The 24,429-nt window shown below is 64.5% G+C and carries 21 protein-coding genes; 18 read left to right on the forward strand and 3 right to left on the reverse strand.

Annotated features, from left to right (window positions below; translation table 11 throughout):
* The gene (locus BMY52_RS11160; RefSeq protein WP_090254422.1) at positions 1-219 is read right to left on the reverse strand and encodes a hypothetical protein; all 219 of its coding nucleotides are present in this window, start codon (positions 217-219) and stop codon (positions 1-3) included.
* A gap of 178 nt (positions 220-397) precedes the next feature.
* On the opposite strand from BMY52_RS11160, the gene cysB reads away from it, so the two are divergent.
* The 12 genes from cysB to BMY52_RS11220 all read left to right on the forward strand — a co-directional run bounded on the left by cysB (position 398) and on the right by BMY52_RS11220 (position 12,505).
* Complete coding sequence (gene cysB, locus BMY52_RS11165) at positions 398-1,372, forward strand: HTH-type transcriptional regulator CysB (protein WP_090254424.1); 975 nt, start codon at positions 398-400, stop codon at positions 1,370-1,372.
* Positions 1,373-1,476: 104 nt separating this feature from the next.
* A complete protein-coding gene (locus BMY52_RS11170) occupies positions 1,477-2,466 on the forward strand; it encodes a LysR substrate-binding domain-containing protein (RefSeq protein WP_090254426.1) in 990 nt (329 codons plus the stop codon).
* 201 nt (positions 2,467-2,667) lie between these two features.
* Complete coding sequence (locus BMY52_RS11175) at positions 2,668-3,294, forward strand: methylthioribulose 1-phosphate dehydratase (RefSeq protein ID WP_090254428.1); 627 nt, start codon at positions 2,668-2,670, stop codon at positions 3,292-3,294.
* Complete coding sequence (gene mtnC / locus BMY52_RS11180) at positions 3,291-4,013, forward strand: acireductone synthase (RefSeq protein ID WP_090254430.1); 723 nt, start codon at positions 3,291-3,293, stop codon at positions 4,011-4,013. Before BMY52_RS11175 ends, mtnC begins: the two co-directional genes overlap by 4 nt.
* Before the next feature lie 24 nt (positions 4,014-4,037).
* Positions 4,038-4,616, forward strand: a complete 579-nt coding sequence (gene rsxA / locus BMY52_RS11185) for an electron transport complex subunit RsxA (protein ID WP_090254433.1) — start codon at positions 4,038-4,040, stop codon at positions 4,614-4,616.
* Between the two features lie 37 nt (positions 4,617-4,653).
* Positions 4,654-5,235, forward strand: a complete 582-nt coding sequence (gene rsxB / locus BMY52_RS11190) for an electron transport complex subunit RsxB (protein WP_090254435.1) — start codon at positions 4,654-4,656, stop codon at positions 5,233-5,235.
* 39 nt (positions 5,236-5,274) lie between these two features.
* The gene (gene rsxC, locus BMY52_RS11195) at positions 5,275-6,909 is read left to right on the forward strand and encodes an electron transport complex subunit RsxC (protein ID WP_090254438.1); all 1,635 of its coding nucleotides are present in this window, start codon (positions 5,275-5,277) and stop codon (positions 6,907-6,909) included.
* A 79-nt stretch (positions 6,910-6,988) separates the two neighbouring features.
* Positions 6,989-8,035: an electron transport complex subunit RsxD gene (gene rsxD, locus BMY52_RS11200; protein WP_090254440.1), complete on the forward strand. Its 1,047-nt coding sequence runs from the start codon at positions 6,989-6,991 to the stop codon at positions 8,033-8,035.
* 4 nt (positions 8,036-8,039) lie between these two features.
* Positions 8,040-8,717, forward strand: coding sequence for an electron transport complex subunit RsxG (gene rsxG / locus BMY52_RS11205; RefSeq protein WP_090254444.1), 678 nt, complete (start codon positions 8,040-8,042; stop codon positions 8,715-8,717).
* A complete protein-coding gene (locus tag BMY52_RS11210; RefSeq protein WP_090254446.1) occupies positions 8,710-9,402 on the forward strand; it encodes an electron transport complex subunit E in 693 nt (230 codons plus the stop codon). Before rsxG ends, BMY52_RS11210 begins: the two co-directional genes overlap by 8 nt.
* 30 nt (positions 9,403-9,432) lie before the next feature.
* Positions 9,433-10,065, forward strand: coding sequence for an endonuclease III (gene nth / locus BMY52_RS11215; protein ID WP_090254448.1), 633 nt, complete (start codon positions 9,433-9,435; stop codon positions 10,063-10,065).
* Positions 10,066-10,210: 145 nt separating this feature from the next.
* A complete protein-coding gene (locus BMY52_RS11220; protein WP_090254449.1) occupies positions 10,211-12,505 on the forward strand; it encodes a sensor domain-containing protein in 2,295 nt (764 codons plus the stop codon).
* 6 nt (positions 12,506-12,511) lie between these two features.
* Here BMY52_RS11220 and BMY52_RS15205 read toward each other — a convergent pair whose 3' ends face one another.
* Positions 12,512-13,240, reverse strand: a complete 729-nt coding sequence (locus BMY52_RS15205) for a flagellar brake protein (RefSeq protein ID WP_177169937.1) — start codon at positions 13,238-13,240, stop codon at positions 12,512-12,514.
* A 195-nt stretch (positions 13,241-13,435) separates the two neighbouring features.
* On the opposite strand from BMY52_RS15205, the gene BMY52_RS11235 reads away from it, so the two are divergent.
* Entirely contained in the window at positions 13,436-16,192 is a 2,757-nt protein-coding gene (locus tag BMY52_RS11235; protein ID WP_177169938.1) for a sensor domain-containing protein, read from the forward strand.
* Positions 16,193-16,401: 209 nt separating this feature from the next.
* Here the strand turns inward: BMY52_RS11235 and BMY52_RS11240 are convergent, their stop codons facing one another.
* Positions 16,402-18,087, reverse strand: coding sequence for a SulP family inorganic anion transporter (locus BMY52_RS11240; RefSeq protein ID WP_090254453.1), 1,686 nt, complete (start codon positions 18,085-18,087; stop codon positions 16,402-16,404).
* Between the two features lie 234 nt (positions 18,088-18,321).
* On the opposite strand from BMY52_RS11240, the gene BMY52_RS11245 reads away from it, so the two are divergent.
* From BMY52_RS11245 to csoS4, 5 genes are read left to right on the forward strand one after another with little or no spacing between them, the layout of a single operon-like run.
* A complete protein-coding gene (locus BMY52_RS11245; RefSeq protein ID WP_090254455.1) occupies positions 18,322-19,734 on the forward strand; it encodes a form I ribulose bisphosphate carboxylase large subunit in 1,413 nt (470 codons plus the stop codon).
* A 51-nt stretch (positions 19,735-19,785) separates the two neighbouring features.
* On the forward strand, positions 19,786-20,130 hold the full coding sequence (locus BMY52_RS11250) for a ribulose bisphosphate carboxylase small subunit (RefSeq protein WP_090254457.1): 345 nt from the start codon (positions 19,786-19,788) through the stop codon (positions 20,128-20,130).
* A 28-nt stretch (positions 20,131-20,158) separates the two neighbouring features.
* Positions 20,159-22,462, forward strand: a complete 2,304-nt coding sequence (locus BMY52_RS11255) for an alpha-carboxysome scaffolding protein CsoS2 (RefSeq protein WP_090254459.1) — start codon at positions 20,159-20,161, stop codon at positions 22,460-22,462.
* Between the two features lie 36 nt (positions 22,463-22,498).
* The gene (locus tag BMY52_RS11260; RefSeq protein WP_090254461.1) at positions 22,499-24,151 is read left to right on the forward strand and encodes a carboxysome shell carbonic anhydrase; all 1,653 of its coding nucleotides are present in this window, start codon (positions 22,499-22,501) and stop codon (positions 24,149-24,151) included.
* A complete protein-coding gene (gene csoS4, locus BMY52_RS11265) occupies positions 24,151-24,420 on the forward strand; it encodes an alpha-carboxysome shell vertex protein CsoS4 (RefSeq protein WP_090254463.1) in 270 nt (89 codons plus the stop codon). The genes BMY52_RS11260 and csoS4 overlap by 1 nt, the downstream gene beginning before the upstream one ends.
* Positions 24,421-24,429 lie beyond the last annotated feature (9 nt).

Below are 24,429 nucleotides of genomic sequence, written 5' to 3' on the forward strand. Positions count from 1 at the left end.
TCACCCTGCGGCGACCGGCAGCGGATGATCAAAACGAGGCTGCGACGGGAACGCCGCGCCGGCCCCCACCCCCTGCCGGGAACGGGACTGGCGTACGCCGTCCAGTTCTGCCTCCACCTTTTTGAGCTCCCGCTCCAGACTCACCATCCGCCGACGCAGGGCCGCTTCGCGTTGGATGGTGCTGTATTCCTGCCCGGATACTGGATTTGCGTGGCTCATGACGGGTCACCTCTTGCGTTTTATCAATAATGATGACTCAAACCTAGCAGTCCGATAGACTCCTTTGAAAGAATATTAAATTCTTCATCAATCACCCCAGGGCATAAACCCCTCCCCCAGGATAAGCGGATGCCCGAGTGACGGATCCGACGCCATCGGCACCCAAGAGCCCCCGCCCATGAAACTCCAGCAATTCCGCTACCTGCAGGCCATCGTCGAGAATAACCTCAACGTCACCGAGGCAGCCGAACGGCTGTTCACCTCCCAGCCCGGGGTGAGCAAGCAGGTCAAATTACTGGAACAAGAGCTGGGGCTGGAAATCTTTCACCGCACTGGCAAGCACTTCGCGCACGTGACGCCGGCGGGACAGAAGATCCTGGCGCGGGCGGAGAACATCCTCAAGGAGGTGGAAAATATCCGCGCCATGGCCGAGGAGTTTCGTGACGAGGATCGGGGCAGTCTGAGCATTGCCACCACCCACACCCAGGCCCGCTACTTCCTGCCCCCCCTGATCACCCGCTTTCGCGAGCGCTACCCCCGGGTGCACCTGCTGATTCACCAGGGCAACCCGGAACAGATCGCCCAGATGGCCGCCTCAGGTCAGGTGGACTTTGCCATCGCCACCGAGGCCATCGCCCTGCATCGGGAACTGATCATGGTGCCAGCCTATCGGTGGCGCCATGGCGTGGTGGTCACTCCGGAACACCCCCTGGCCACCGCGAAGCCGCTCACCCTGGGGGCCGTGGCCGAGCACCCCATCGTCACCTACGTACACGGCTTCACCGGACGCGGCCGGCTGGAACAGGACTTTCAACAACAGGGGCTCACCCCGGAGATCGTCCTGAGCGCAGCGGACTCGGACGTGATCAAGACCTATGTGCGGCTGGGGCTGGGGGTGGGCATCATTGCCCACATGGCCTTCGAGGAGGCCACAGACACGGACCTGACCTATCTACCGGCGGAAGGGCTGTTCAGCGAGCACATCACCCGGGTGGGGTTCCGGCAGGGCATGTATCTGCGCCGTTATATGGGATACTTCATGTCGCTGATCGCGCCACACCTGGACCAGCCCAGCCTGGAAAAAGCCCTGTCGGCGCGGAATCAGGAAGCCGTGGACGCCCTCTTCGCTGGCGTGACCTTACCGGTGCATTGAATACGCAACCACGACCCCATAACACGAAATTATTTGCATATGTATAATTGCAGGGACATGCATTCCGCGCGACCGGCATCACGGCGTCACAGGATCCCATTTTCATGAAACTCCAGCAACTCCGCTATCTGCAGGCCATCGCCCGTTATAACCTGAACATCTCCGAGGCGGCGGACCGTTTGATGACCTCGCAGCCGGGCATCAGCAAGCAGATTCGTCTGCTGGAGGAGGAACTGGGCGTGCCGCTGTTCCAGCGCAACGGCAAACACCTGTCGGGCATGACCCCGGTGGGACGGCGCATCCTGGCCTACAGCGACACCATCCTGAGGGAGGTGGAGAACATCCGTAGCGCCGCCGAAGAGGCCCGGGACGAACAGGCCGGGGATCTGCGCATTGCCACCACCCACGCCCAGGCCCGCTACATCCTGCCCCCGATCGTGGATGCCTTCAAGCACCGATTCCCCAAGGTGCGGGTGCAAATTCACCAGGGCACGCCGCGCCAGATCGCCGAGATGCTCAGTCACGACGAGGTGGACTTCATCATCGGCACCGAACCCCTGCTCGCCTCCGGGCAAGTGATCATGCTCCCCGCCTATCGCTGGACCCATTGCGTGGTCGTGCCCACGGGACACGAACTGGCGCACGAAAAGGCCATCCCGCTGGAGCGACTGGCGGATTACCCCATCGTGACCTACCTGGATGGATTCAGCGGACGCACCAAGATGGACTCGGATTTCCGCCGCGCAGGCCTCACCCCGGACATCGTCCTCACCGCCGCCGACGCGGACGTGATCAAGACCTACGTCCGTCACGGCATGGGGGTGGGCATCATCGCCCGCATCGCCCTGGAGGCAGGTCATGACGATGACCTGGTTCCCCTGGAGACGCAGCCAGCCTTTTCCGAGAACATCACCCGCATCGGCTTCCGCCGCGGCGCCTGGATGCGCACCTACATGTTCGACTTCATCACCCTGCTGGCCCCGCACCTCACTCACGAACAGGTGGCCAGCGCCGTTCAGGAACTGGATCCGGAGGCGGTGGAACGCCTCTTCGCCAACACCGACCTCCCCACAGGACAACCCGCCTGGTCTTGAGCCCGTGGGAGCGGCCCTCGGCCGCGAAGGCTTTCCCGCCAACCACCACAAGAATGTCCGACCCCCGATGTCAGCCGAAGAACCCGGCGACCGGGCTGTCCATTCGCGGCCAGGGGCCGCTCCCACCTGGCGCTGCGGGATGGACGCGCGTGTCCCCCTCGCGTACATTAGCCGGCTGCTTTTCCCTATGATCCCACAGGTATGCACGAACTTAACGAGCACCACGGTGACACTGCCGACGCATTGATCTCGGCGGCCCGTTTCTCCTTTGAACGGGGCTGGATGCCAGCCGCCGCCGGCAATCTTTCGGCTCGCCTGGACGATGATCGCATGCTGATCACCGAGGCCGGCCAGCACAAGGGCCTGCTGGACCAGGACGGGCTGATGCTGGTGGACCTGGAGGGCAACGTGCTCTCCCCCGACAAACAGCCCTCGGCCGAGACCTTCCTGCATATCATTCTGTACCGGCGCTGGCCCCGGATCGGCGCCGTGGTCCATACCCACTCGGTGAATACCACGGTGCTCTCCCGCTGCGCTCAGGGGGGGCAGATCCAGTTGCGGGACTACGAACTGCTCAAGGCCCTGCCGGGCGTGACTTCCCATGACGCCGAGGTAATCGTCCCCGTCTTCGGCAACGATCAGGACATCCCGCAACTGGCCGCCCGGGTGGATGAGCACATGAGCCATCACCCGGAATTGCTGGGCTACCTGATCGAAGGGCACGGCTTCTACACCTGGGGTGAGGACATCGCCCAGGCCCGGCACCATGCGGAGGCCTTTGAATTCCTGTTTGAGTGTGAACTGAACATGCGCAGACTGACCCCATGATCCAAGCCATTCTCACCGATATCGAAGGGACACTGTCCAGCCTCAGCTTTACCCGCGAGGTGCTGTTCCCCTATGCCGCACGCCGGCTGCCCGACTTCGTGCGGGAGAACGGCCGCGAACCGGAGGTCAAACGCCTGCTGGCCGACGTGCGCGCCTACGCCGGCCGCTCCCTGGATGACGAGGCCCTGATCGAACGCATGCTGGCCTGGATGGAGGTGGACCAGAAGATCACCCCACTCAAGGCCCTGCAGGGGCTGATCTGGGAGGAAGGCTTTGGGCGCGGCGACTTTACCGGCCATGTCCACGCCGACGCGGTGGACTGCCTGCGCCGCTGGCACGACAGCGGGATGGCCTTGTATGTGTTCTCCTCCGGCTCCGTGCACACCCAGCAGATGCTCCTGGGGCACAGCCAGGCCGGCGACCTGCGCCCCCTGTTCACCGACCATTTCGATACCCGCGTGGGCGGCAAGAAACAGATTGCCGCCTACAAGACCATTGCCGAGCGCATCGCCATACCGCCGGGGCGCATCCTGTTCCTGTCCGACACGGTGGACGAGCTGGATGCCGCCGGCTCCGCCGGCCTGCGCACCACGTGCATCCGCCGCGCCGATGACCCACGTGACGCCGGCGGTCATCCTTGTGCAACCGACTTTTACGGGGTGGAGGTGAACGGAGACCCCAGTGTCCGCCCGGTTGAAGCCGACCACGCCGGTGATTGATACTCACTGAACGGCGGGAGACCCATGTCCGAGTACGCACTCATCCTGGTCAGCACGGTACTGGTCAACAACTTCGTCCTGGTGAAGTTCCTGGGGCTGTGCCCGTTCATGGGCGTTTCCCGCAAGGTGGAGACCGCCGCCGGCATGGGGCTGGCCACCACCTTCGTGCTCACCCTGTCGTCGGTGTGCAGCTTCCTGGTGAATGAGTATCTGCTGGCACCGTTCGGCCTGGAATACCTGCGCACCATCTCATTCATCCTGGTGATCGCGGCGGTGGTGCAGTTCACCGAGATGGTGGTGCACAAGACCAGCCCCCTGCTTTATAACGTTTTGGGGATCTTTTTGCCCCTGATCACCACTAACTGTGCTGTACTGGGCGTCGCACTGCTGAATGTGCAGGAAATGCATGGCTTCGTGGAATCGGTGCTGTACGGCCTGGGTGCTGCCATCGGTTTCTCGGTGGTACTGGTGCTGTTCGCGGCCATGCGCGAGCGCATCGCCGCGGCCGACGTACCCAAGCCATTCAAGGGCAGTGCCATCGCCCTGGTGACCGCCGGGCTCATGTCCCTGGCCTTCATGGGATTCATCGGCCTGACCCCCTGAGGCGCCCGCCGCGCCCCTTCAAGACAGGTAACCGCCTATGCTCGCTGCCGTTCTTGTCATCAGTTCACTGTCCGCCGTCTTCGGGCTCATCCTGGGCTATTCCGCGGTGCGCTTTCGCGTGGAAAGCGACCCAGTGGTCGACCAGATCGACGATATACTGCCGCAGACCCAGTGCGGCCAGTGCGGCTATCCCGGCTGCCGACCCTACGCCGAGGCCATTGCCGAAGGGACGGCAGACATCAACCTGTGCCCACCGGGGGGCAACAACACCGTACTGGCCCTGGCCGATCTGCTGGGCCGGGACGCCAAGCCCGTGGAGGGCGACGTCAAGGAGAAGGCGCGTGCGGTGATCGATGAGAATACCTGCATCGGCTGCACCCTGTGCCTGCAGGCCTGCCCGGTGGATGCCATCGTGGGTGCCCCCAAGCAACTGCATACGGTGATTGGCCCGCAATGCACCGGCTGTGAGCTGTGCATCAACCCCTGCCCGGTGGATTGCATTCGGATGGAGCCCATTCCCAAGGACCTGAGCAGCTGGAAGTGGCCCCTGCCCCTGGAGCGTCCCGATGGACGCATTCGCCTGGCAGACCTGGCTCAACAATCGGCCTCCGGCGTCTGAGCCCGGACCGACACCCCGTTTCGGTTACAATTGCACCCGATGACAGCAACCCCGCACAAACTCTGGCGTTTCAACGGCGGCCTCAAGCTGCCCGATCACAAGGCCGAGAGCACCCAGGAGACCGTGTTCAAGCCACCGCTGGCCGACTGCCTGACGCTGCCCCTGCGGCAGCATATCGGCGAGCTGGCACAGCCGGTGGTGAAGGCCGGCGACAAGGTCTACAAGGGACAGATCATTGCCCGTTGCGACACCTACGTGGGCGCCCATATTCACGCGCCCACGTCCGGTCGCGTGCGCGGCATCGAGGACCACCCGGTACCACACCCCTCCGGCCTCACGGCACCCTGTGTGGTGATCGAGGTCGATGGTGACGAGGACTGGGGCGAGCACCGCATGCCCCCCATTGAGGATTTGCAGAATCTGGACCCGGCACGCCTGCGCCACCGGGTGCGCGAGGGGGGGCTGGTGGGCATGGGCGGCGCCGCCTTCCCCTCGGCGGTCAAGCTCAACCCCCGACCGCAGCAGACCGTCGACACCGTGGTGGTCAACGGTGCCGAGTGCGAGCCCTATATCACCTGCGACGACATGCTCATGCGTACCCGGGCTGACGCGGTGATCCAGGGGTTGCTGCTGGTCAAGCGCGCCCTGCAGCCTCGCCAGTGTCTGATCGGCATCGAGGACAACAAGCCCGAAGCGCTACGTGCAATGACCGAGGCCCTGGGGGGCGAGGAAAACGACAATATCCGCATCGTCGCCCTGCCCAGCCGGTATCCGACCGGGGGCGAGCGACAGCTCATCCGGGTGCTCACCGGTCGCGAGGTGCCCAGCGAGGGGCTGCCCGCCGACGTGGGTGTGGTCTGTCACAACGTGGGCACCCTGGCCAACATCTATCGGGCGGTGATCCGCGGCGAACCTTTGATTTCCCGCATCGTCACCGTCACCGGCAGCGGCGTGCAGCGGCCACGCAATCTGCGCGTGCCCTTTGGCACCCCCATCAGCCACCTGGTGGCCCACGCCGGTGGCTACAGCGACGATGTGGAACGCCTCATCATGGGCGGCCCCATGATGGGGTTTGCCCTGGCCAGCGACCAGGTGCCCATCATCAAGGGCACCAACTGCATCCTGGCGGCCCGGAGCGAGGAGGTGGACCCTCCTGGCCCGGTGATGCCCTGCATCCGCTGTGGCGAATGCGTCCGGGTGTGCCCCGCCAACCTGCTGCCCCAGCAGTTGTACTGGTTTACCCGGGCACGGGATTTCGACAAGGCCCAGGACTACAGCCTGTTCGACTGCATTGAATGCGGCTGCTGCGCCCATGTGTGCCCCAGCAACATCCCCCTGGTGCAGTTCTACCGCTTCGCCAAGAACGAGATCTGGTCCCAGGAGCGGGAAAAACAGGAGGCCGATGCCGCCCGCCTGCGCCACGAGATGCGTCAGGAACGCCTGGCCCGGGAAAAACGGGAAAAGGCCGAACGCATGAACCGCAAGAAGCAGGCCCTGAACGATGACTCCACCGCGGACAAGCCCGCCACTGCGGGCGGCGATCCCAAGAAGGCAGCCATCCAGGCGGCCCTGGAGCGGGCCCAGGCGAAAAAGGCCACCCAGGGTGCCGACACCACCCAGACTGATCAGGCAAAGCCTCCCTCAGACATCGGGACACAGGAAAAAACCCGGTGAACCACGGCCCGATGTCCCCCGCGGCCTCCGCCCGGGCCCGGGGGAGATCGGGCCGCCCCATTGAACAAGACGGCCACTGATGCGTTTCAAGACCTTTACATCCCCCCACATGAGCCCGGCCCGCAGCGTCAACCGGGTGATGCGACAGGTACTGTATGCCCTGGTGCCCGGTACCGTGGCCATCGCCTGGTTCTTCGGCTGGGGGGTGCTGGTCAACGTGCTGCTGGCAGTCACCGTGGCCCTGGCCGCCGAGACCTTGATGCTGATGGCGCGTCGGCGGCCTGTGAAGCCATTCGTCACCGATCTGTCCGCCGTGGTCTGTGGATGGCTGTTCGCCCTCGCCGTGCCACCACTCACCCCCTGGTGGATCACCCTGATCGGCGTGGGCTTTGCCATTGTGGTGGCCAAGCATCTGTATGGCGGCCTGGGTTACAACCCCTTCAACCCCGCCATGGTGGGCTACGTGGCCATGGTGATCTCCTTCCCTCGGGAGATGACCCTGTGGCTGCCGCCCGAGACCCTGGCGGAGATGGCCTTCAACCTGCCCCAGACCCTGCAGGTGATCTTCCTGGGACAACTGCCGGCGGGCCTGACCTGGGACATGATCACCGGCGCCACCCCACTGGACCGCATCCAGACGGAACTGGCCATGGATCGCAGCCTCAGCGAGATCCAGGCGTCTCCCTTTTTCGGGGCCGTGGCTGGACGAGGCTGGGAGTGGGTCAACCTGATCTTCCTGCTGGGTGGCCTGTGGTTGATCCAGCGGCGCGTGATCACCTGGCACGCACCAGTGGCCATGCTGGGTTCGCTGGCGCTGATCTCCGGACTGTTCTGGCTGATCAATCCGGAGGTGTACGCCTCGCCCCTGTTTCACCTGTTCAGCGGGGCGGCCATTTTGGGCGCCTTCTTTATTGCCACCGACCCGGTATCCGGCAGCACCACCCCCATGGGGCGACTCGTGTTCGGTGCCGGGGTGGGGCTTCTCGCCTACGTGATTCGTGCCTGGGGCAGCTATGCCGATGGGGTGGCCTTTGCCATCCTGCTCATGAACATGATGGCGCCCACCATCGACCACTACACCCAGCCCCGGGTCTTCGGCAAGACGCCGGCACGCAAGGAGGGCTGAGGGGATGGCACGCAACATCATCATCTCCACTGTCCTGCTGGCCCTGTTCGGTCTGGTGGGCACCGCCCTGGTGGCCCTGGTCTTCGAGGGCACACAGGATCGCATTGCCGCCAACATCGAGGCAGCCACACTGGCCAATCTCAATGAGATCCTGCCGGCGGAGCGCTATGACAACGCCATTCTGGAGGACACGGTGGACCTCTCCGACCCCCTGCTGGGTGGAGACGACCAACGGGTGTATCGGGCCCGCCGGGAAGGTGAACCAGTGGCGGCCGTGTTCACGGTGGTGGCCCGGGAGGGCTATGCGGGCGATATCCACATGCTGGTGGGTGTACAGGCCGATGGCGAAGTGGCCGGTGTGCGCGTGATCAGCCACCGGGAAACACCGGGCCTGGGGGATGACATTGAGGCGGCCCGGTCCGACTGGATCCTGGACTTTGACGGGCGCTCCCTGGGGAATCCACCTCGGGAAGACTGGGCGGTGCGACGCGATGGTGGCATCTTCGACCAGTTCACGGGTGCCACCGTCACCCCCCGGGCCGTGGTGCACGCCGTGCGTAATACCCTGATGTATTTCGAGGACCACCGGGAACAGGTCTTTGAACCCTTGCCGGAAGCGGAGCAGGCCGCCGACGACACCCCACACACCGACGACACAGTGCAGGGCGAGATCGATGAGTGATATTTCCTATCGTCAGATCATTGTCGATGGTCTTTGGCATAACAATCCGGGTATGGTTCAGTTGCTGGGGCTGTGCCCGTTGCTGGCCATTTCCGGGACTGTGGTCAACGCCCTGGGGCTGGGCCTGGCCACCACGCTGACGCTGATCGCCTCCAATCTTGCGGTGTCCACCATCCGCAACTGGGTGCGTCCCGAGATCCGTATCCCGGTCTACGTGCTCATCATTGCCTCGGTGGTCACGGCCATCGAGTTGTCCATGAATGCGTATTTTCACGAGCTTTACCTCATCCTGGGGATCTTCATTCCCCTGATCGTCACCAACTGCGCCATCATCGGGCGCGCCGAGGCCTTCGCGTCCAAAAACACCCTGCCCCGGGCCTTCGTGGATGGCCTCACCATGGGCCTGGGCTTCACGGGGGTGCTGGTGGCCCTGGGGGCCATGCGCGAGGCTCTGGGCCATGGCACTCTGTTCGATCAGGCGCACCTCATGTTTGGAGAGGCCGCGCGCGGACTCACCATCACCCTGGTGGAGGACTACCGGGGCTTTCTGCTGGCCATCCTGCCCCCGGGCGCCTTCATCGGCCTGGGCCTGCTGCTGGCGCTGAAAAACTGGATCGATGACCGGCTGGAGCGCCGCGAAGCCCGACGCCGCCAGGCAGTCACCCTCAAGGAGGCAGAGGCATAGATCTCGCGCCATCGTCATACACCAACTCACATGAACAATCAGAAACGCCGGGAAATCTTCACGCGCTGGCGTGAAGCCAACCCCAAGCCCACCACCGAGCTTGACTACACCACCCCCTTCGAGCTGCTCATCGCCGTCATCCTGTCGGCACAGGCCACCGACAAGGGGGTGAATAAGGCCACAGCCCGCCTGTTCCCGGTGGCCAATACCCCGGAGGCCATTCTCGCCCTGGGGCTGGAGGGGCTGAAGGCGCATATCCGCACCATCGGCCTGTACAACGCCAAGGCAGAGAACATCCTCAAGACCTGTCGCATCCTGGTAGCACACCATGGCAGTCAGGTGCCCCGCGAACGCACCGCCCTGGAAGCCCTGCCCGGCGTGGGCCGCAAGACCGCCAATGTCATCCTGAATACCGCCTTTGGTGAACCCACCATTGCCGTGGACACCCATATCTTCCGGGTGGCCAACCGCACCGGCCTGGCCCCGGGGAAGACCCCGTTGGCGGTGGAGCAGCGCCTGCTCAAGGTGGTGCCCGCCGAGTTCCGTCGCGACGCCCATCACTGGCTGATCCTCCATGGCCGCTATACCTGTACCGCCCGGGCGCCCCGCTGTGGTGACTGCCTGATTGCCGATCTGTGTGATTTCAAGGAGAAGACCCTGTAAGGGCCCCTCTATCCGCCCAACGGCGGTGACCACCGATGGAGAAGTGCGAGGCTTTGTGCCAAACTCCGAGGGTCAGATTTCGGCCAGGACTCTCCAGGATGCGAGATTCAAGGGATAGACACCCCCTCCCCATGGGGTCGATGGCATGAACACCATCGACCCTCAGGTAGAGCGGACGCGTTTTCTTTACAACGGGTTGAGCGCCTCGCTTCCCATCAGCCTGCTGGCGGCCGTGGCGCTGGCCTGGGTGCATTGGAGCCTGGTGCCCCAGGTGCTGATCCTGCTCTGGCTGTTTCTTCTGGCCAGCGCCACGGCCCTACGCGCCACCCTGCTGCTGTATTTCCGACGGGCTGAACGCCAGGGCCAGGATCGCAGCAGAATCTGGTTGATCCGTTTTCGGCGCGGCGCCCTGGCCATGGGCCTCGCCTGGGCCACGGGCGCCGGCGTTCTCAGTCAGTCCGGCGACCCCCTTTCCGAGTTCTTCCTTGCCTTTGCCATGGCGGGCATCAGTTCCGGGGTCATGATCGCCCTGGCCACCGACCGCCTCTCCGCCCTGCTGATCATCGGGCCCATGCTCCTCACGCTGGGGCTTGCCCTGGTCTTGCCAGGCAACGGCCTGTCCCCCATGGCCGGCGCCATCGTGTTGCTGTTTCTGCTTTTCCTCGCCCTCATGACCGGGCGGATCCAGAGCAGTTTCGAGGAGAATTTCCGGCTGCGCCAGCAGGCCGAGTCCCAGCGCGGGGTGATACGCGACAATGAACTGCGCTGGCGCTTTGCCCTGGAGGGCAGTGGCCAGGGCCTCTGGGACTGGGACATGATCACCGGCCAGGTGTACTACGCGCCCCGATGGGCCAGGATGCTGGGGCACGAATCCCCGGAGCTGGCCCCGCTCCTGCGCACCCGGGAGGAACGCATCCACCCCGATGATCTGCTCAGGGTGAACGGCCGCCTGAACGCCCATCTACGTGGCGAAACCCCCCTCTTCGAGGCGGAATACCGCATGCGCCACCGGGAGGGACACCACGTGTGGATCCACGACCGGGGCCAGGTGATTGAGCGCACCTCCAATGGCAAGCCCATCCGCATGATCGGCATCCAGGAGGACATCTCCCAGCGCAAACGGGTGGAAAAATCCCTTTACGAAGAACGTCAGTTGTTTGCCACCGGCCCGGTCGCCCTGTTCATCTGGGATACGGTGGATAGTGGTCGGGTACTCTACGCCTCGGAGAACGTCCAGGACCTGCTGGGGTACGCCCAGGGAGAGCTGATGTCCCCGGACTTCAACTACGCGGATCTGATCCATCCCGAGGATGTGGCCCGGGTTCTGAACGAACACCAGGATCACGCCCGAAGCGAGGTCCATCAGTTTGAACAATCCTACCGACTGCGCCACAGGGGCGGCCATTATCGCTGGTTCTACGACATCACGCGACCGGAGCGGGACGAGACCGGTCGGATGCAACGCATTCGCGGTTATCTGTTTGACCAGACTCGCCTCAAGGAGATGGAGCAGGCCCTGGCACAGAGTGAACGGCAGAATCGCGCCTTGCTGGAGGCCATGCCGGACCTGGTGCTGCGGTTCAACGCCGAAGGGCGCTATCTGGACTGGCACTCCGGCAACAGTGCACTGCTTTACGCCCAGCCACAGCGGTTCATTGGCAAAACCCTCAGCCAGGTCCTGCCGGACCAGGCGGCCTGGACCCTCTACGAGGGCATCCATTCCGTGCTGCTCCACGGGCGCATGCGCCGGGTGGAATACGCCCTGGAGATCGGCCCCGCCACTCACCACTTCGAGGCCCGGCTGGTCAAGCTCAACGACGATGAGGTGTTGGCGGTCGTGCGCGATATCACCACCCAGAAGCAGGCGGCCGAGCGCATCAACCAGTTGGCCTACTGCGATACCCTCACCCACCTACCCAACCGCCGCCTGCTGATGGAAAACATTCGCCATGCCATGGCGGTGGGCCAGCGCTCGGGACAGCATGGCGCCCTCCTGTTCCTGGACCTGGATCATTTCAAGGCCCTGAACGACACCCATGGGCATGCCATCGGCGATCTATTGCTACAGCAAGTGGCCAGGCGTTTGCGCGAGGCAGTGAGGGAAGCGGACACGGTGGCCCGCCTGGGTGGGGATGAATTCGTGGTGATGCTGGAGGATCTGGAACTGGCCGAGGAAGAGGCCCTGCAGCAAGCGCGGCAGGTGGGGCAGAAGATCCTGGACGCCCTGGGGCAACCCTATGACCTGGATGGCATGGCGTATCGCTGCACCCCCAGCATTGGCATCAGCCTCTTCCATGGCCGACGTCTGGACGTGGAGGAACTCATGCGGCGGGCCGATCAGGCCATGTACCAGGTGAAGAAGACGGGGCGCAATGGCATGCATGTTTTCCATGCCAGCACCACGCGACTGTTGCATTTCCCCACGCAGGATCGACAGTAGTGGCCCTCAGGTGCGCTTGGCGGCCTCGCATTGCAGATCCATGATGAACCGGTTGAGCATCCGCTCCGCACTCGGACTCAAAAACCCGAACTCCAGCCCCACTCGGTAGAGGTCATCCCGCCCGGTATGGCGCTGGCAGTTGCGCAGCACGGCATCGATGTCCCGCCAGCGATGGGGGCCGATCACCAGAGACTGAATCACCACGGCGCCCCCCGTCACCGGTGCTGGCTGCTCGTCCGGCTCCCAGTCCAGGCCCATGCCCTGGATGGACAGGTCCACCGGCCGGCCCTCATGAAGAGACTCTTCCCCCGTCTCCTCGTTGCGCTGGGCCCATGTCACCTGTGCCGCCATGCTCAGCGGGATGTTCATGCGGAAGGCCCCGCGCCGCTGACGATAATCCACCTCCTCGGGCCATTCGCACACGAGGGCTTGCAGGTCTTCATCCTGCACCAGCCGTTCGAGAATGACCTCGAAATACACCGGCACGCCGCGCAACGAGCCCCGCACCCGCAGTGGCATGCCCGGGACCAACTGCTGGACCAACTCTTCGTTATTGGGCGCCTCCAGGGCCAGCTTGCTGCTGTCCGGGGCAGTATCCAGCAACTGTGTCACCCCCTGCAGACGCCGTGGCGTGCCGGTCATGGTGAGCAGGGCCCGGTTCCTGATCAGCTCACGAAACAGAGACTGCTGGCGGCGGCGGTTGCGGATCAAGGTGGTCGCAGAGGGATCAGACATGAAAAATTTGCCTGCTGGCAAAAGACAAAGGGCACTCATGATAACATTCGGAACCTGATTCGGCCGCCCTGGGACACCGCGCCATTTCCGTGACAGGAGTCGACCCCATGGGGCAACCTCGCCTGGGTCAGTGCGCCTCACTGCCCTGGAAACGCAACCCAACCACTCAGGCCCTTCTCCCGGATGCTTTCCCCGATGCAACTGTGGCATGAACATTTTCAGCAGATCGTCGAGGAGGCCTCCGACGCCATCCTGCTGCTGGATACGAACGGCACCATCCGTTACGCGAATCCCTCCGCGGCCCGCCTGTTCGAGCAAACACGGGATCAACTGCTGGGCTACGACTTCGGCTTCGTGGTGGTCCCCGATGAACCCACCGAGATCGAGATACCCCATCGCCGGCGCGGCGTGATCTCCGTGGATGTGCGCACCGTGCCCATGCAGATGGGGACGGACACGGTATCGGCCGTGTATCTGCGGGATGTGACCGACCGCAAGCGCGCCGAACAGGCGGCCCGGGAAAAGGATGCCATCTTCGAAAACCTGCTGGAAAAGGTGCCGGATATCGCCATCCAGGGCTATTGCATGGACGGCAGCGTGTTCTACTGGAACAAGGCCAGCGAACTCATGTATGGCTACACCGCTGAGGAGGCGATGCAGGGCAATCTGCTGGATCTGATCATTCCCGAGTCCATGCAGGCCCAGACGCGCAAGGCCCTGCGGTTGGTCAAGGCCGGCGGCCCCACACCCCCCTCAGGGCCACTCACCCTTAAGCGCAAGGATGGCACCCCGGTGCAGGTCTACTCCGTGCATACCACCCTGGAAACGGGCACGAATGACCTGCGTCTGTTCTGCATGGACGTGGATTTGACCAAGAAGAACCGCGATCAACTGCGGCTCCAGGAGGCCATTCAGGCTGGCAACATCGGCCTGTTCGACTGGGACCTCAACACCGGCAAGGTCTTCTATTCCCGTGAGTGGAAACAGCAACTGGGCCACGAAGACGATGAGATCGGCGATACGTTCGAGGAATGGAGCACTCGACTGCACCCGGAGGACAAGGACGCTGCGGAGCAAAGGGTGCGCGAGTTCTTGACCAACCCTCACGGTCGTCTCACCAACGAAATACGCATGCGTCACAAGGATGGCTCGTATCGCTGGATCCTGGCCCAGTCCTCCCTGGTCATTGGCGCCGACGGCCAACCGGCCCACATGGTGGGGTCCCATCTGGACATCACCGAGCGCCACGCGACGGAGGATAGCCTGCAGCGTCTGGCCTTTGCCGTGGATCAGAGTCCGAGCATCGTGGTGATCACCGACACTCAGGGCCACATCCAGTACGTGAACCATCAGTTCTGCAATGTCACGGGCTTCCGCCCGGAGGATGTCTCGGGTCTGTCCGCCCAGGATCTGGGCAACACCTACCCCGCGGGAGACGAGGCAAGCCGGGTGTTTCCCGTACTCTCCCAAAAGGGCCTGTGGGAGGGGCAATTTCGCAACCTCAAGAAGAACGGGGAGCCTTACTGGGAGCAGGCCCGCATCTATCCCATCCGCAACACCCAGGGGGAAGTCACCCATTACATCAAGCTGGCCGAGGATATCACCGACAAAAAGGAACTCAGCGAACGCCTGGATTTTCTGGCCTTCCACGACCCGCTCACCGGCCTGCCCAACCGGGAACTGCTGATCGATCGGCTCACTCAGGCCATGGCCGTGGCGCGGCGGGATCACCATGCCCTGGCAGTGGCCTTCCTGGACCTGGATGACTTCAAGGTGATCAATGATTCACTGGGTCACGAGCGGGGCGACGAGTTGCTGGTTCAGGTGTCACGGCGACTGCGTGAGTACCTGCGCGAGGGCGACACAGTGGCCCGTTTCGGCGGCGACGAATTCCTGCTGCTGCTGGGCCATCTGCACAAGGCCCAGGATGTCATCCCGGTGGTGGAACACCTGCAGGAGGCCTTCTCCGAGCCTTTCACCCTCGGGGAGACCCCGGTGGTCATCAGCTTCAGCATCGGCATGGCCGTGTTCCCCCACGACAGCGAGCGACCGGAAGAATTGGTCCGCCATGCCGATGCGGCCCTGCACCGGGCCAAGACCCAGGGGCGACGTTCCTACAATTTCTACACCCGGGAGCTGGACCAGCAGCTTCAGGATCGCATGCAACTGGAGCAGGCCATGCGCCTGGGCCTGGAGAATCAGGAGTTCTATCTCTGCTACCAGCCGCGGGTGGAGTTGAGCACCGGCCGCATCATGAGTCTGGAGGCCCTGGTGCGCTGGAACCATCCCCAGTGGGGCCCGGTATCGCCGGGCCGCTTCATTCCACTGGCCGAGGAGACCGGCTTCATCCTGGCCCTGGGCCCGGAGGTGCTGCGTCTGGCCTGCCTGCAGATACGGCAGTGGGATGAGCAAGGCATGCCCGTCGTGCCCGTGGCAGTGAATTTATCGGCACGGGAGTTTCACCAGCCCGACATCCTGGAGCGCACCCTGTCCACCCTGCAGCAGACGGGTATCGAGCCAGGCCGCATCGAGTTCGAGATCACGGAAAGTGCCGCCATGAGTTCCGTCGAGCGCACCATCGAGACCCTCGCGCAGATGAATGCCCGGGGTTTTCATTTCTCCATCGATGACTTCGGCACTGCCTATTCATCCCTGAACTACCTCAAGCGCCTGCCGGTACAGGCCATCAAGATCGATCAGTCCTTCGTTCTCGACCTGCAGGACAACCCGGAACAGCATCCAGAAGATGCGGCCATCATTCGGGCCATCATCGGCCTGGGGCATACGCTGGGTCTCGAGGTGATTGCCGAGGGCGTCGAGACCCTGGCTCAGCGCGAGTTCCTGCTTGAACATGGCTGCCGCATCGGCCAGGGCTTTCTGTTCAGTGCCGCCGTACCCGGTGAACGCATCCAGGCCATGATGCTCAAGCAGGTGGAGCATCCCCCGCGTTAACGTGAAAGAACCAAGGTTCGGCTACAAACACTCCCTTCTCCCCCTCGGGGGGGAGAAGGGCCGGGGATGAGGGGGGGGGTGAAGCATGCACTGTGCCAGCCCTCGCCCCTCACCCCAACCCCTCTCCCCGCAGGGGAGAGGGGCTTGAAGTGTATCTTTCATCGTCGGGGGTGGCTCACCACCTTGATGCATGAGAGTTAGGTCGTCGTTCATCCGTTTTTCGATAACCCGCCCCCATTGACTGCCGCCAATGCCCTTTCAAGGGCCTGTTTGCGTTCATCCACCCACCCATCGGTGCCCACCAGCTCGCCGAATCCCAGCTTTTCCAGCCGCTCCCTGGGCTGCCCGCGGGCACCCGCCACGTACAAGGGCACATCCCGCCTCAGCATGTCTCTCAGGGCGGCATCCAGGGCCACCGAGGTGGTCACGCCCAGGTGCGGTACACGGCTCAAGTCCACCACCACGGCCTGCGCTTCCTCCAGCTTGTGCTGTTGTCGCCGAATGGATGCCGCCGCCCCGAAGACCAGTGGCCCACTCAGATGAAGCATCTTGACTCGGCCCCCGCCCAGGGCCAGCAGGGCCCGTTCCTCGGTGGTGATGTTACTGCGAGCCGTATCGTCGTCCCCCTCGCGGCTGGGCGGCAGGGTACAGACCCATTCCGACTGCACATCCGCCAGCCGACGAATGGTGAGGACATTGGCCACGAACAGACCGATGGCCACCGCCATGATCAGATCAACGAACACGGTCACGGCGATCACCCCGTAGAGGATGAAGGCCCCCTTGAGCGACACCCGATGAGCACGCCTGAGGAAACGCCAGTCAATGATGTCCACGCCCACCTTGACGGCGATGCCCGCCAGCACCGCCAGGGGGATGCTCGCGGTCAGACTGGCTGCCCAGATCACTACCACCGCCAGCAACCCCGCCCGCACGATCCCCGACAGGGCCGTGCGACCGCCTGACTGGATATTGACCACGGTGCCCATGGTGGCACCGGCGCCGGGCAGGCCACCGAACAAACCGGAAACCATATTGCCCAGGCCCTGCCCTACCAGCTCCTTGTCGGAGTTGCTGTCCTTGCGGGTCAGGTTGGAGGCAATCACCGAGGTGAGCAGGGCATCCACGGACCCCAGGAGGGCCAGCACCAAGGCGTCCACCAGGATGATCTGCCACTGGTCCACACTGAACACGGGCAACTGCAATTGTGGCAGACCGGTGGGGATCTCCCCGATCACCCGCAGATCCTGATCCCCCAGCCAATACACCGCCACCGCCGTGCCCAGCACCAGGGCCACCAGCGGGGCGGGTACGAACCGCTTGATCCGCGCCGGCATGAGAAACAGTACCGCCAGGGTCAGCCCGGCCAGCAGCAGCTCCCAGGGATCCGCCGCCATCAGCAGATCCGGAAATGCACTCAGGCTACCGAGCACTCCGCCCTCCGGAGTCGCATGGCCCAGCAAACCCGGGAACTGGAGAATGATCAATATGATACCGATCCCGGACATGAATCCGGAAACCACCGTGTAGGGCATCATGGTGACGTAGCGCCCCAGCCGCATGGCACCGAAGGCGATCTGGAACACCCCGGCAAGCATCACCACCGTGAAGGCCATGGCCAGCCCCTGCTCCGGATCGGCGGCGATCAAGGAGGCAATCACGGCAGTGAACACCACCGTCATGGGACCGGTGGGTTCGGAGATCAGGGTGGGCGTGCCGCCGAACAAGGCGGCGAACAGGCCGATGAGCACTGCGCCATACAGCCCCGCCTCGGGGCCGGCCCCGGAGGCCACGCCAAAGGCCAGGGCCATGGGCAGCGCCACCACAGCCGCCGTCACACCACCAAACAGATCGCCTCGCAGATGATTGAAGCGGATCTCGTTGAATACTCGCATCGCGGACTCCGCTTTGGGGATGGGTGTCATTATCGACGCACTATGACCAGGGCAATAATCGAAGTTTCCTAAGGAAGGCATTGATAAGGATCTATAGGTAACCCATAGACTCCTATCGATGGATTCGATCGAAACAAATGATTTATTTCAATCTCCCTGCTTGGTGTAGCTTCTTGTGGAAAACGCATCTCCCGCCCTGCACGGCGGACAGGGCACACACCACAGGAGCCGACCATGAGCAAGACGTACGACGCGGGTGTTAAAGAATACCGAGACATGTACTGGACACCGGACTATGTCCCCCTGGACACGGACCTGCTGGCCTGTTTCAAGGTGACCGGCCAGCCCGGCGTGCCGCGGGAGGAGGTGGCGGCCGCCGTGGCGGCGGAGTCTTCCACCGGCACCTGGAGTACGGTGTGGTCGGAGCTGCTCACCGATCTGGAGTTTTACAAGGGCCGCGCCTACCGCATTGAAGACGTGCCCGGCGACAAGGAATCCTTTTACGCCTTCGTGGCCTATCCCATCGACCTCTTCGAGGAAGGCTCCATCGTCAACGTCCTGACCTCCCTGGTGGGTAACGTGTTCGGCTTCAAGGCCCTGCGTCATCTACGTCTGGAGGACATCCGCTTCCCCATCGCCTACGTCAAGACCTGCCTGGGCCCACCCAGCGGCATCCAGGTGGAGCGGGACAAGCTCAACAAATACGGTCGCCCACTGCTGGGCTGCACCATCAAGCCCAAGCTGGGGCTCTCCGCCAAGAACTACGGCCGCGCCGTTTACGAGTGCCTGCGCGGCGGGCTGGACTTCACCAAGGACGATGAGAACGTGAACTCCCAGCCGTTCATGCGCTGGCAGAATCGCTTCGAGTTCGTGGCCGAGGCGGTAGCGGCCTCTCAGCAGGAGACCGGTGAGCGCAAGGGGCACTACCTGAACGTGACCGCCCCCGATCCGGAGGAGATGTACGCCCGGGCCGAGTTCGCCAAGGAACTGGGGCAGCCCATCATCATGCATGACTACATCACCGGCGGCTTTTGCGCCAATACCGGCCTGGCCAAGTGGTGCCGCAAGAACGGCATGCTGCTGCACATCCACCGCGCCATGCACGCGGTCATCGACCGTCATCCCAAGCACGGCATCCACTTCCGCGTGCTGGCCAAGTGCCTGCGCCTCTCCGGTGGCGACCACCTGCACACCGGCACCGTGGTGGGCAAGCTGGAGGGCGATCGGGGTTCCACCCTGGGCTTCGTGGACCTGTTGCGCGAGTCCTTCATCCCCGAAGACCGCGCCCGCGGCATCTTCTTCGACCAGGACTGGGGCTCCCTGCCCGGCGTCTTCGCCGTGGCCTCCGGTGGCATCCATGTATGGCACATGCCCGCGCTGGTCACCATCTTCGGTGACGACTCGGTGCTGCAGTTCGGCGGCGGCACCCAGGGTCACCCCTGGGGCAATGCCGCCGGTGCCGCCGCCAACCGTGTGGCACTGGAGGCCTGCGTCAAGGCCCGCAACGAGGGCCGGGAGATCGAGAAGGAGGCCCGCGACGTGCTCACCGAGGCGGCCCGCAACAGCCCGGAACTGGCCATCGCCCTGGAAACCTGGAAAGAGATCAAGTTCGAGTTCGAGACCGTGGACAAGCTGGACCAGGGCTGAACCGCCCCGCTTTCACCGCAATCGGCCCAGACGCAACGAGGAACCTAGACCATGCCATTCCAGAACACCATGGGTGACTACCAGACCCGCCAGACCCTGGAGACCTTCGGTTTCCTGCCTCCCCTCACTCAGGAGGAGATCTTCGATCAGATCGCCTATGTCATCGCCCAGGGCTGGACGCCCAGTATCGAGCATATTCACCCCAGTCAGGCCATGAACCACTACTGGACCATGTGGAAGCTGCCCTTCTTCGGCAGTGTGGATCTGCAGCAGGTGATCAGTGAGCTGGAGGCCTGCCATCGGGCCTACCCGGATCACCACATCCGTTTCACCGGCTACGACAACTACACCCAGAGCCAGGGCTCGGCATTCGTGGTGTTCGAGGGTCGTCGCTAAGACGCGGATCACAAGGTAGGGGGTCATCATGACACATCATGAGCAGCAGACACTGACCGGACGGGCGGCATCCCAAGCCCGGCGCCGGGCGCAGGCCGCCGGAGGCAAGGCGGCCCTGGGCGCATCGCGGACCGAGGGGCGGAACCGTGCGTCGGCGGCTGCCGCTACGCCTCAGGCACCGCAGCCACCCGCGGTGTCGGCTGTGCCTTGGCCAGAGACGCCCCCGGCCCGAAGCGCGGCCCCGGCATCCCCTTCCCGGCACACCCGGGCGGGTGCCCAGTCCCCTGCCTCCGACACCCGTGCCAAGGCGCAGGCCCGTCGCCAGGCCCTGGCCAGTGCCGGCAAGCGGGCCGACCGCTCCGGCGACCGCACCCGCCAAGACGTCGCCCCCTCCATGGCTCGACCGGCCGGTGGCGGCGCGAAGACCGAATCCGGACAGGGCGAGTGCCGCTGCGGCGGCGCCTGTCGGGATCAGGACCGCCACCCGGAGTCCATGGGGCAAGACCTGGGCCGGTCCACTGAAGCGCCGGGGGCTACGGTCCCATCTGCACGCTCGCCGGCAACTTCCATGGGCCGGAGCGACACCAGCGGTGCTCGGCGCGGCAACAGCCGCCGACGGCCCACCGTGAATCAGTCCCAGGGCCGTCTGCAGGCCATGGCCCGCCGCCAGGCCCAGGCAGGACGTGGCAAGGCCGCCGCGCACTCGCCACCCTCGGCGGCCAGTCTGGCCCGCCAGGCCAACCCCCGACTCTCGGGGCGTGAACTGGCTCAGGCAGTGCGTGATCAGCGCAGCCGCGCCGGCGGCGTGGGCACCCGCAAATCCGCCCCCACGGGGCGACAACGCCCGGCGCCGGCCGGGGCACAGGATCAGCCCTGGAAAGTGGGGGTGATGGAAACTGCCCACGGTCAGCACCTGACCGGTACCCGGGTGGGCCACAGCCAGTCCGTCACCGGCGACGAGGCCAGCACCTGCCGAGCCGTCACGGGGACCGAGTACCTGGGTGCTGAAATCTTTCGGGAATTCTGCCAGACCGAGGCCCCTCGAGGCCCCATGAAGGTGGGACGCAGCCATACCGGCGAGGGCTCCGTGATCACCGGCAGCCGTACCGGTCGCTCGGAACGGGTCACGGGGGACGAATCCGGCAGCTGCAGTGCAGTGACGGGCAACCAGTACCTGTCTGCGGAGCACTTCGGGACATTCTGTGCCCCCTCCTCCGAGAGCGCTGGCACGAAAGGCCAGCGTCCCGGCAACGCCCCCCCCAAGGTGGGCCAGTCCGAGACACTGCACGGTCAGCATGTGACCGGCGCTCAGGTGGGTCGCAGCTCCCGTGTCACCGGCGACGAGCCAGGCACCTGCCGCATGGTGACCGGGGATGAATACCTGGGCAGCGAACAGTTCGAAACCTTCTGTGGCTCCAGACCGGAGCCCCTGGAACCGGAGCGTACCGGCCAATCCACCACCCTGAGCGGGCAGCGGGTGTCGGGGACCCGCACCGATCGTTCAACCCGGGTCACCGGCAACGAGCCCGGCACCTGCAGGAGCGTGACCGGCACGCCTTACGCGGGCCTCGAGCAGGCGGTGGCCTTCTGCCCTCCCGAGGCGCGGGAACGCATCACCGAACGGGTGCATCCACGCGCTTCAACCCCTGGCCCACGGGCCACGGGTCTCCAGCCGGGCATCGGTGGCGACGTCACCGGGGATGACCGGGGAGCCTGCGAGGCCATATCGGGTACACCTTACTTTGGCGTCGACCAGTTTGCCGAGGCCTGCGATACCGCGGCCCTGCCAGGGCAACCGGACTTTCCCCAGGCCCTGGATGGCGCCCCCTGGCAGCACTTCAGTGTGGCCTCCCCGGCCCGCCAGGCCCATCAGACACACAAGAAAGACGGCGTGACGGGGACCGCCTATGAACAGGGCGGACGCATCACCGGCCCCTTTGGCATGGCCGGCGGCAAGATCACCGGCACCGAGGAGGCCCGTTTTGATCGCCGTGCCCGCTTCGAGCCGGTCGTTCCGGCGCCCGTCCCGAATGATCCGGAAGCACAGCCCTCCGTCACTGACGCGATGCGCTCTCGAGTCACCGGCGAGGGGCAATCCACCGGCACCCGGATCACGGGAGACGACTGGGAACGGGGTGAGCGCGTCACGGGCACCGAGGGCAGTTCCGCCCGCCGCCGCAACCCCACGCGTGTGGGCTCCGTGAGTGCCATGCCCAGTGTGGAACGCAAGCGTAACGAAGACACTCCGCCCCCCGTGAGCCGGGTGACGGGGGGGAGCGGCAACACGGACCGCGGCTCGCTGGTGACCTACTCCGGCGGCGCCCGCGGCTGACGCTGAAAACCAGACCACAGAGATCGGACCCACGACATGATTCGACGCCACGCACATCGCAACAACCTGATCTGGGCCTCGGGGGCCGGCGCCGCGCCGAGCCCGGCGGCCACGGTCGGGGATGCGCGCCAGGCGTCCCCCCGCAAGCTTGGGGGATGGGAGCCTGCGCCCGCGGCCCCTCGTACCGAGGACACAGTCAGCCGCCCGTCCGTGCAGGACACCGCTCCCCTGGCGCCGAGCCGGGAGCGTCGTCCGCCGCATCGGGCACGACGTCACGTGCCGGGCACAGTGACCCAACCGCATCCGCTGACAAACCGCTCAACCAACGAGCAACTGCGGACCTATGATCAGGGCGTGCGAGCTGCCTTCGACCAGATCGTCCCCACACTCAAACAGATCTCTGCCCTGCACTGCGAACCGGATTTCACCCAGCGGGCCCAGCAACTGGCGCAGCGGGAACTGGGTTTCGAGTTGCCCAACGGTATCCTGGACGATGCCTGGATCGCCGGCCTGGATCTGCGACGCCTGTACGCCTGGTCGGTGTTCGAGACCTACCGGCGCATGGCCGATGACTTCTTTGCCCGCGACCCCCTGCGCGGCCGGGAGACGACGACCTTTGATACGTTCCTGCAGTCCTGCGGCTTTCACCTGATGGACATCACGCCCTGCGCCGATGGCCGCCTGGCCCATGCCATCAGTTACGTGCTGCGTCTGCCCATCAGCGCGGTGCGCCGCAAGTCCTACGCCGGCACCCTGTTCGATGTGGAGGACACGGTGGAGAAATGGGTGGAGGTGGAGCACCAGCGCTTCCGTGAAGGCCGGCCCAATACCGCCGATACCGCCACCCGCTATCTCAAGGTGGTGATGTACCACTTCAGCAGCCTGGATCCCCAGCACCAGGGCTGTGCCGCCCATGGCTCCGACGATGCCCAGGCGGCCCGGGCCGGACTGGAGCGCCTGCACCATTTTCGCCAGGCCATCGAGAACAGTTTCTGTTGTGGCGCGTCCGTGGCCCTGCTGCTGATCGGACTGGATACGGACACCGACGCCATCCGTGTACACCTGCCGGATGAACGGGGCGAGATGGACCTGAACCAGTCGGTGGATGCGCAAGCGCTGTATGACCAGACACACAACCTCACACCTGAGGCCGCCCGGCAGGGCATCCTGGAGGCAGTCTGTGCCGCCGCGCCGGACACCGCCGACGAGGGCATGGTGCGTCTGGTGGCGCGACTGGTGGAGAACAACCTGTCGCAGATCGAATACGTGCGCACCCTGCAAGGGGGCGGCTACCAGGATGCAGGCCATGCCGAACGCTTCATGGCGGTAGGCATCGGTTTCGAGGAAATCCAATTGCGCAACCTGACCTATTTTGCCTACCTGCACACGGTGGAGGAAGGCGCGCCGGACCTGGACGTGGGTTGTCACATCTTTGATGGCCTGAACGTCCGCCACGGCCTGCCCATCCCGGTGGTGGTGCGCTTTGACTACCACGGCCGCGTGCCAGGTGCACGGGCGCGGGCGGTGGAACGAGTACATCGCCTGGACCGGGCCCTGGCGGATCGTTTCCGCACCCGTGTCGAGCAGGGATTATTGCACCGCATGCTGGTGGTGCGGGACTGCGATGCCGGCGCCGGACTGGAGGTGATCTCCACCTCCGTGATGCCGCCACCGGCAGGAGAACACTGATGAAGATCTGCCAGGTGGTAAGGCCCCTGGTGGCCACCAACCGGATTCCCGGCTTCGAACACAAGCACCTGCAGGTGGTCCGTGACGGCAGCGCCCTGCAGGTAGCGGTGGATTCGGTGGGCTGCGTGCCCGGTGACTGGGTGATCTGCGTGGGCAGTTCCGCCGCCCGTGAAGCCGCGGGCAGCAAGGAATTCCCCAGCGATCTGACCATTGTCGGGATCATCGATCACTGGCCGCCGCCGGAAGAAGCCTCCGGCGCCGAGACCTAGGAGGCCATC

The sequence above is a fragment of the Ectothiorhodospira marina genome, assembly GCF_900109495.1.
Lineage (GTDB): Bacteria > Pseudomonadota > Gammaproteobacteria > Ectothiorhodospirales > Ectothiorhodospiraceae > Ectothiorhodospira > Ectothiorhodospira marina.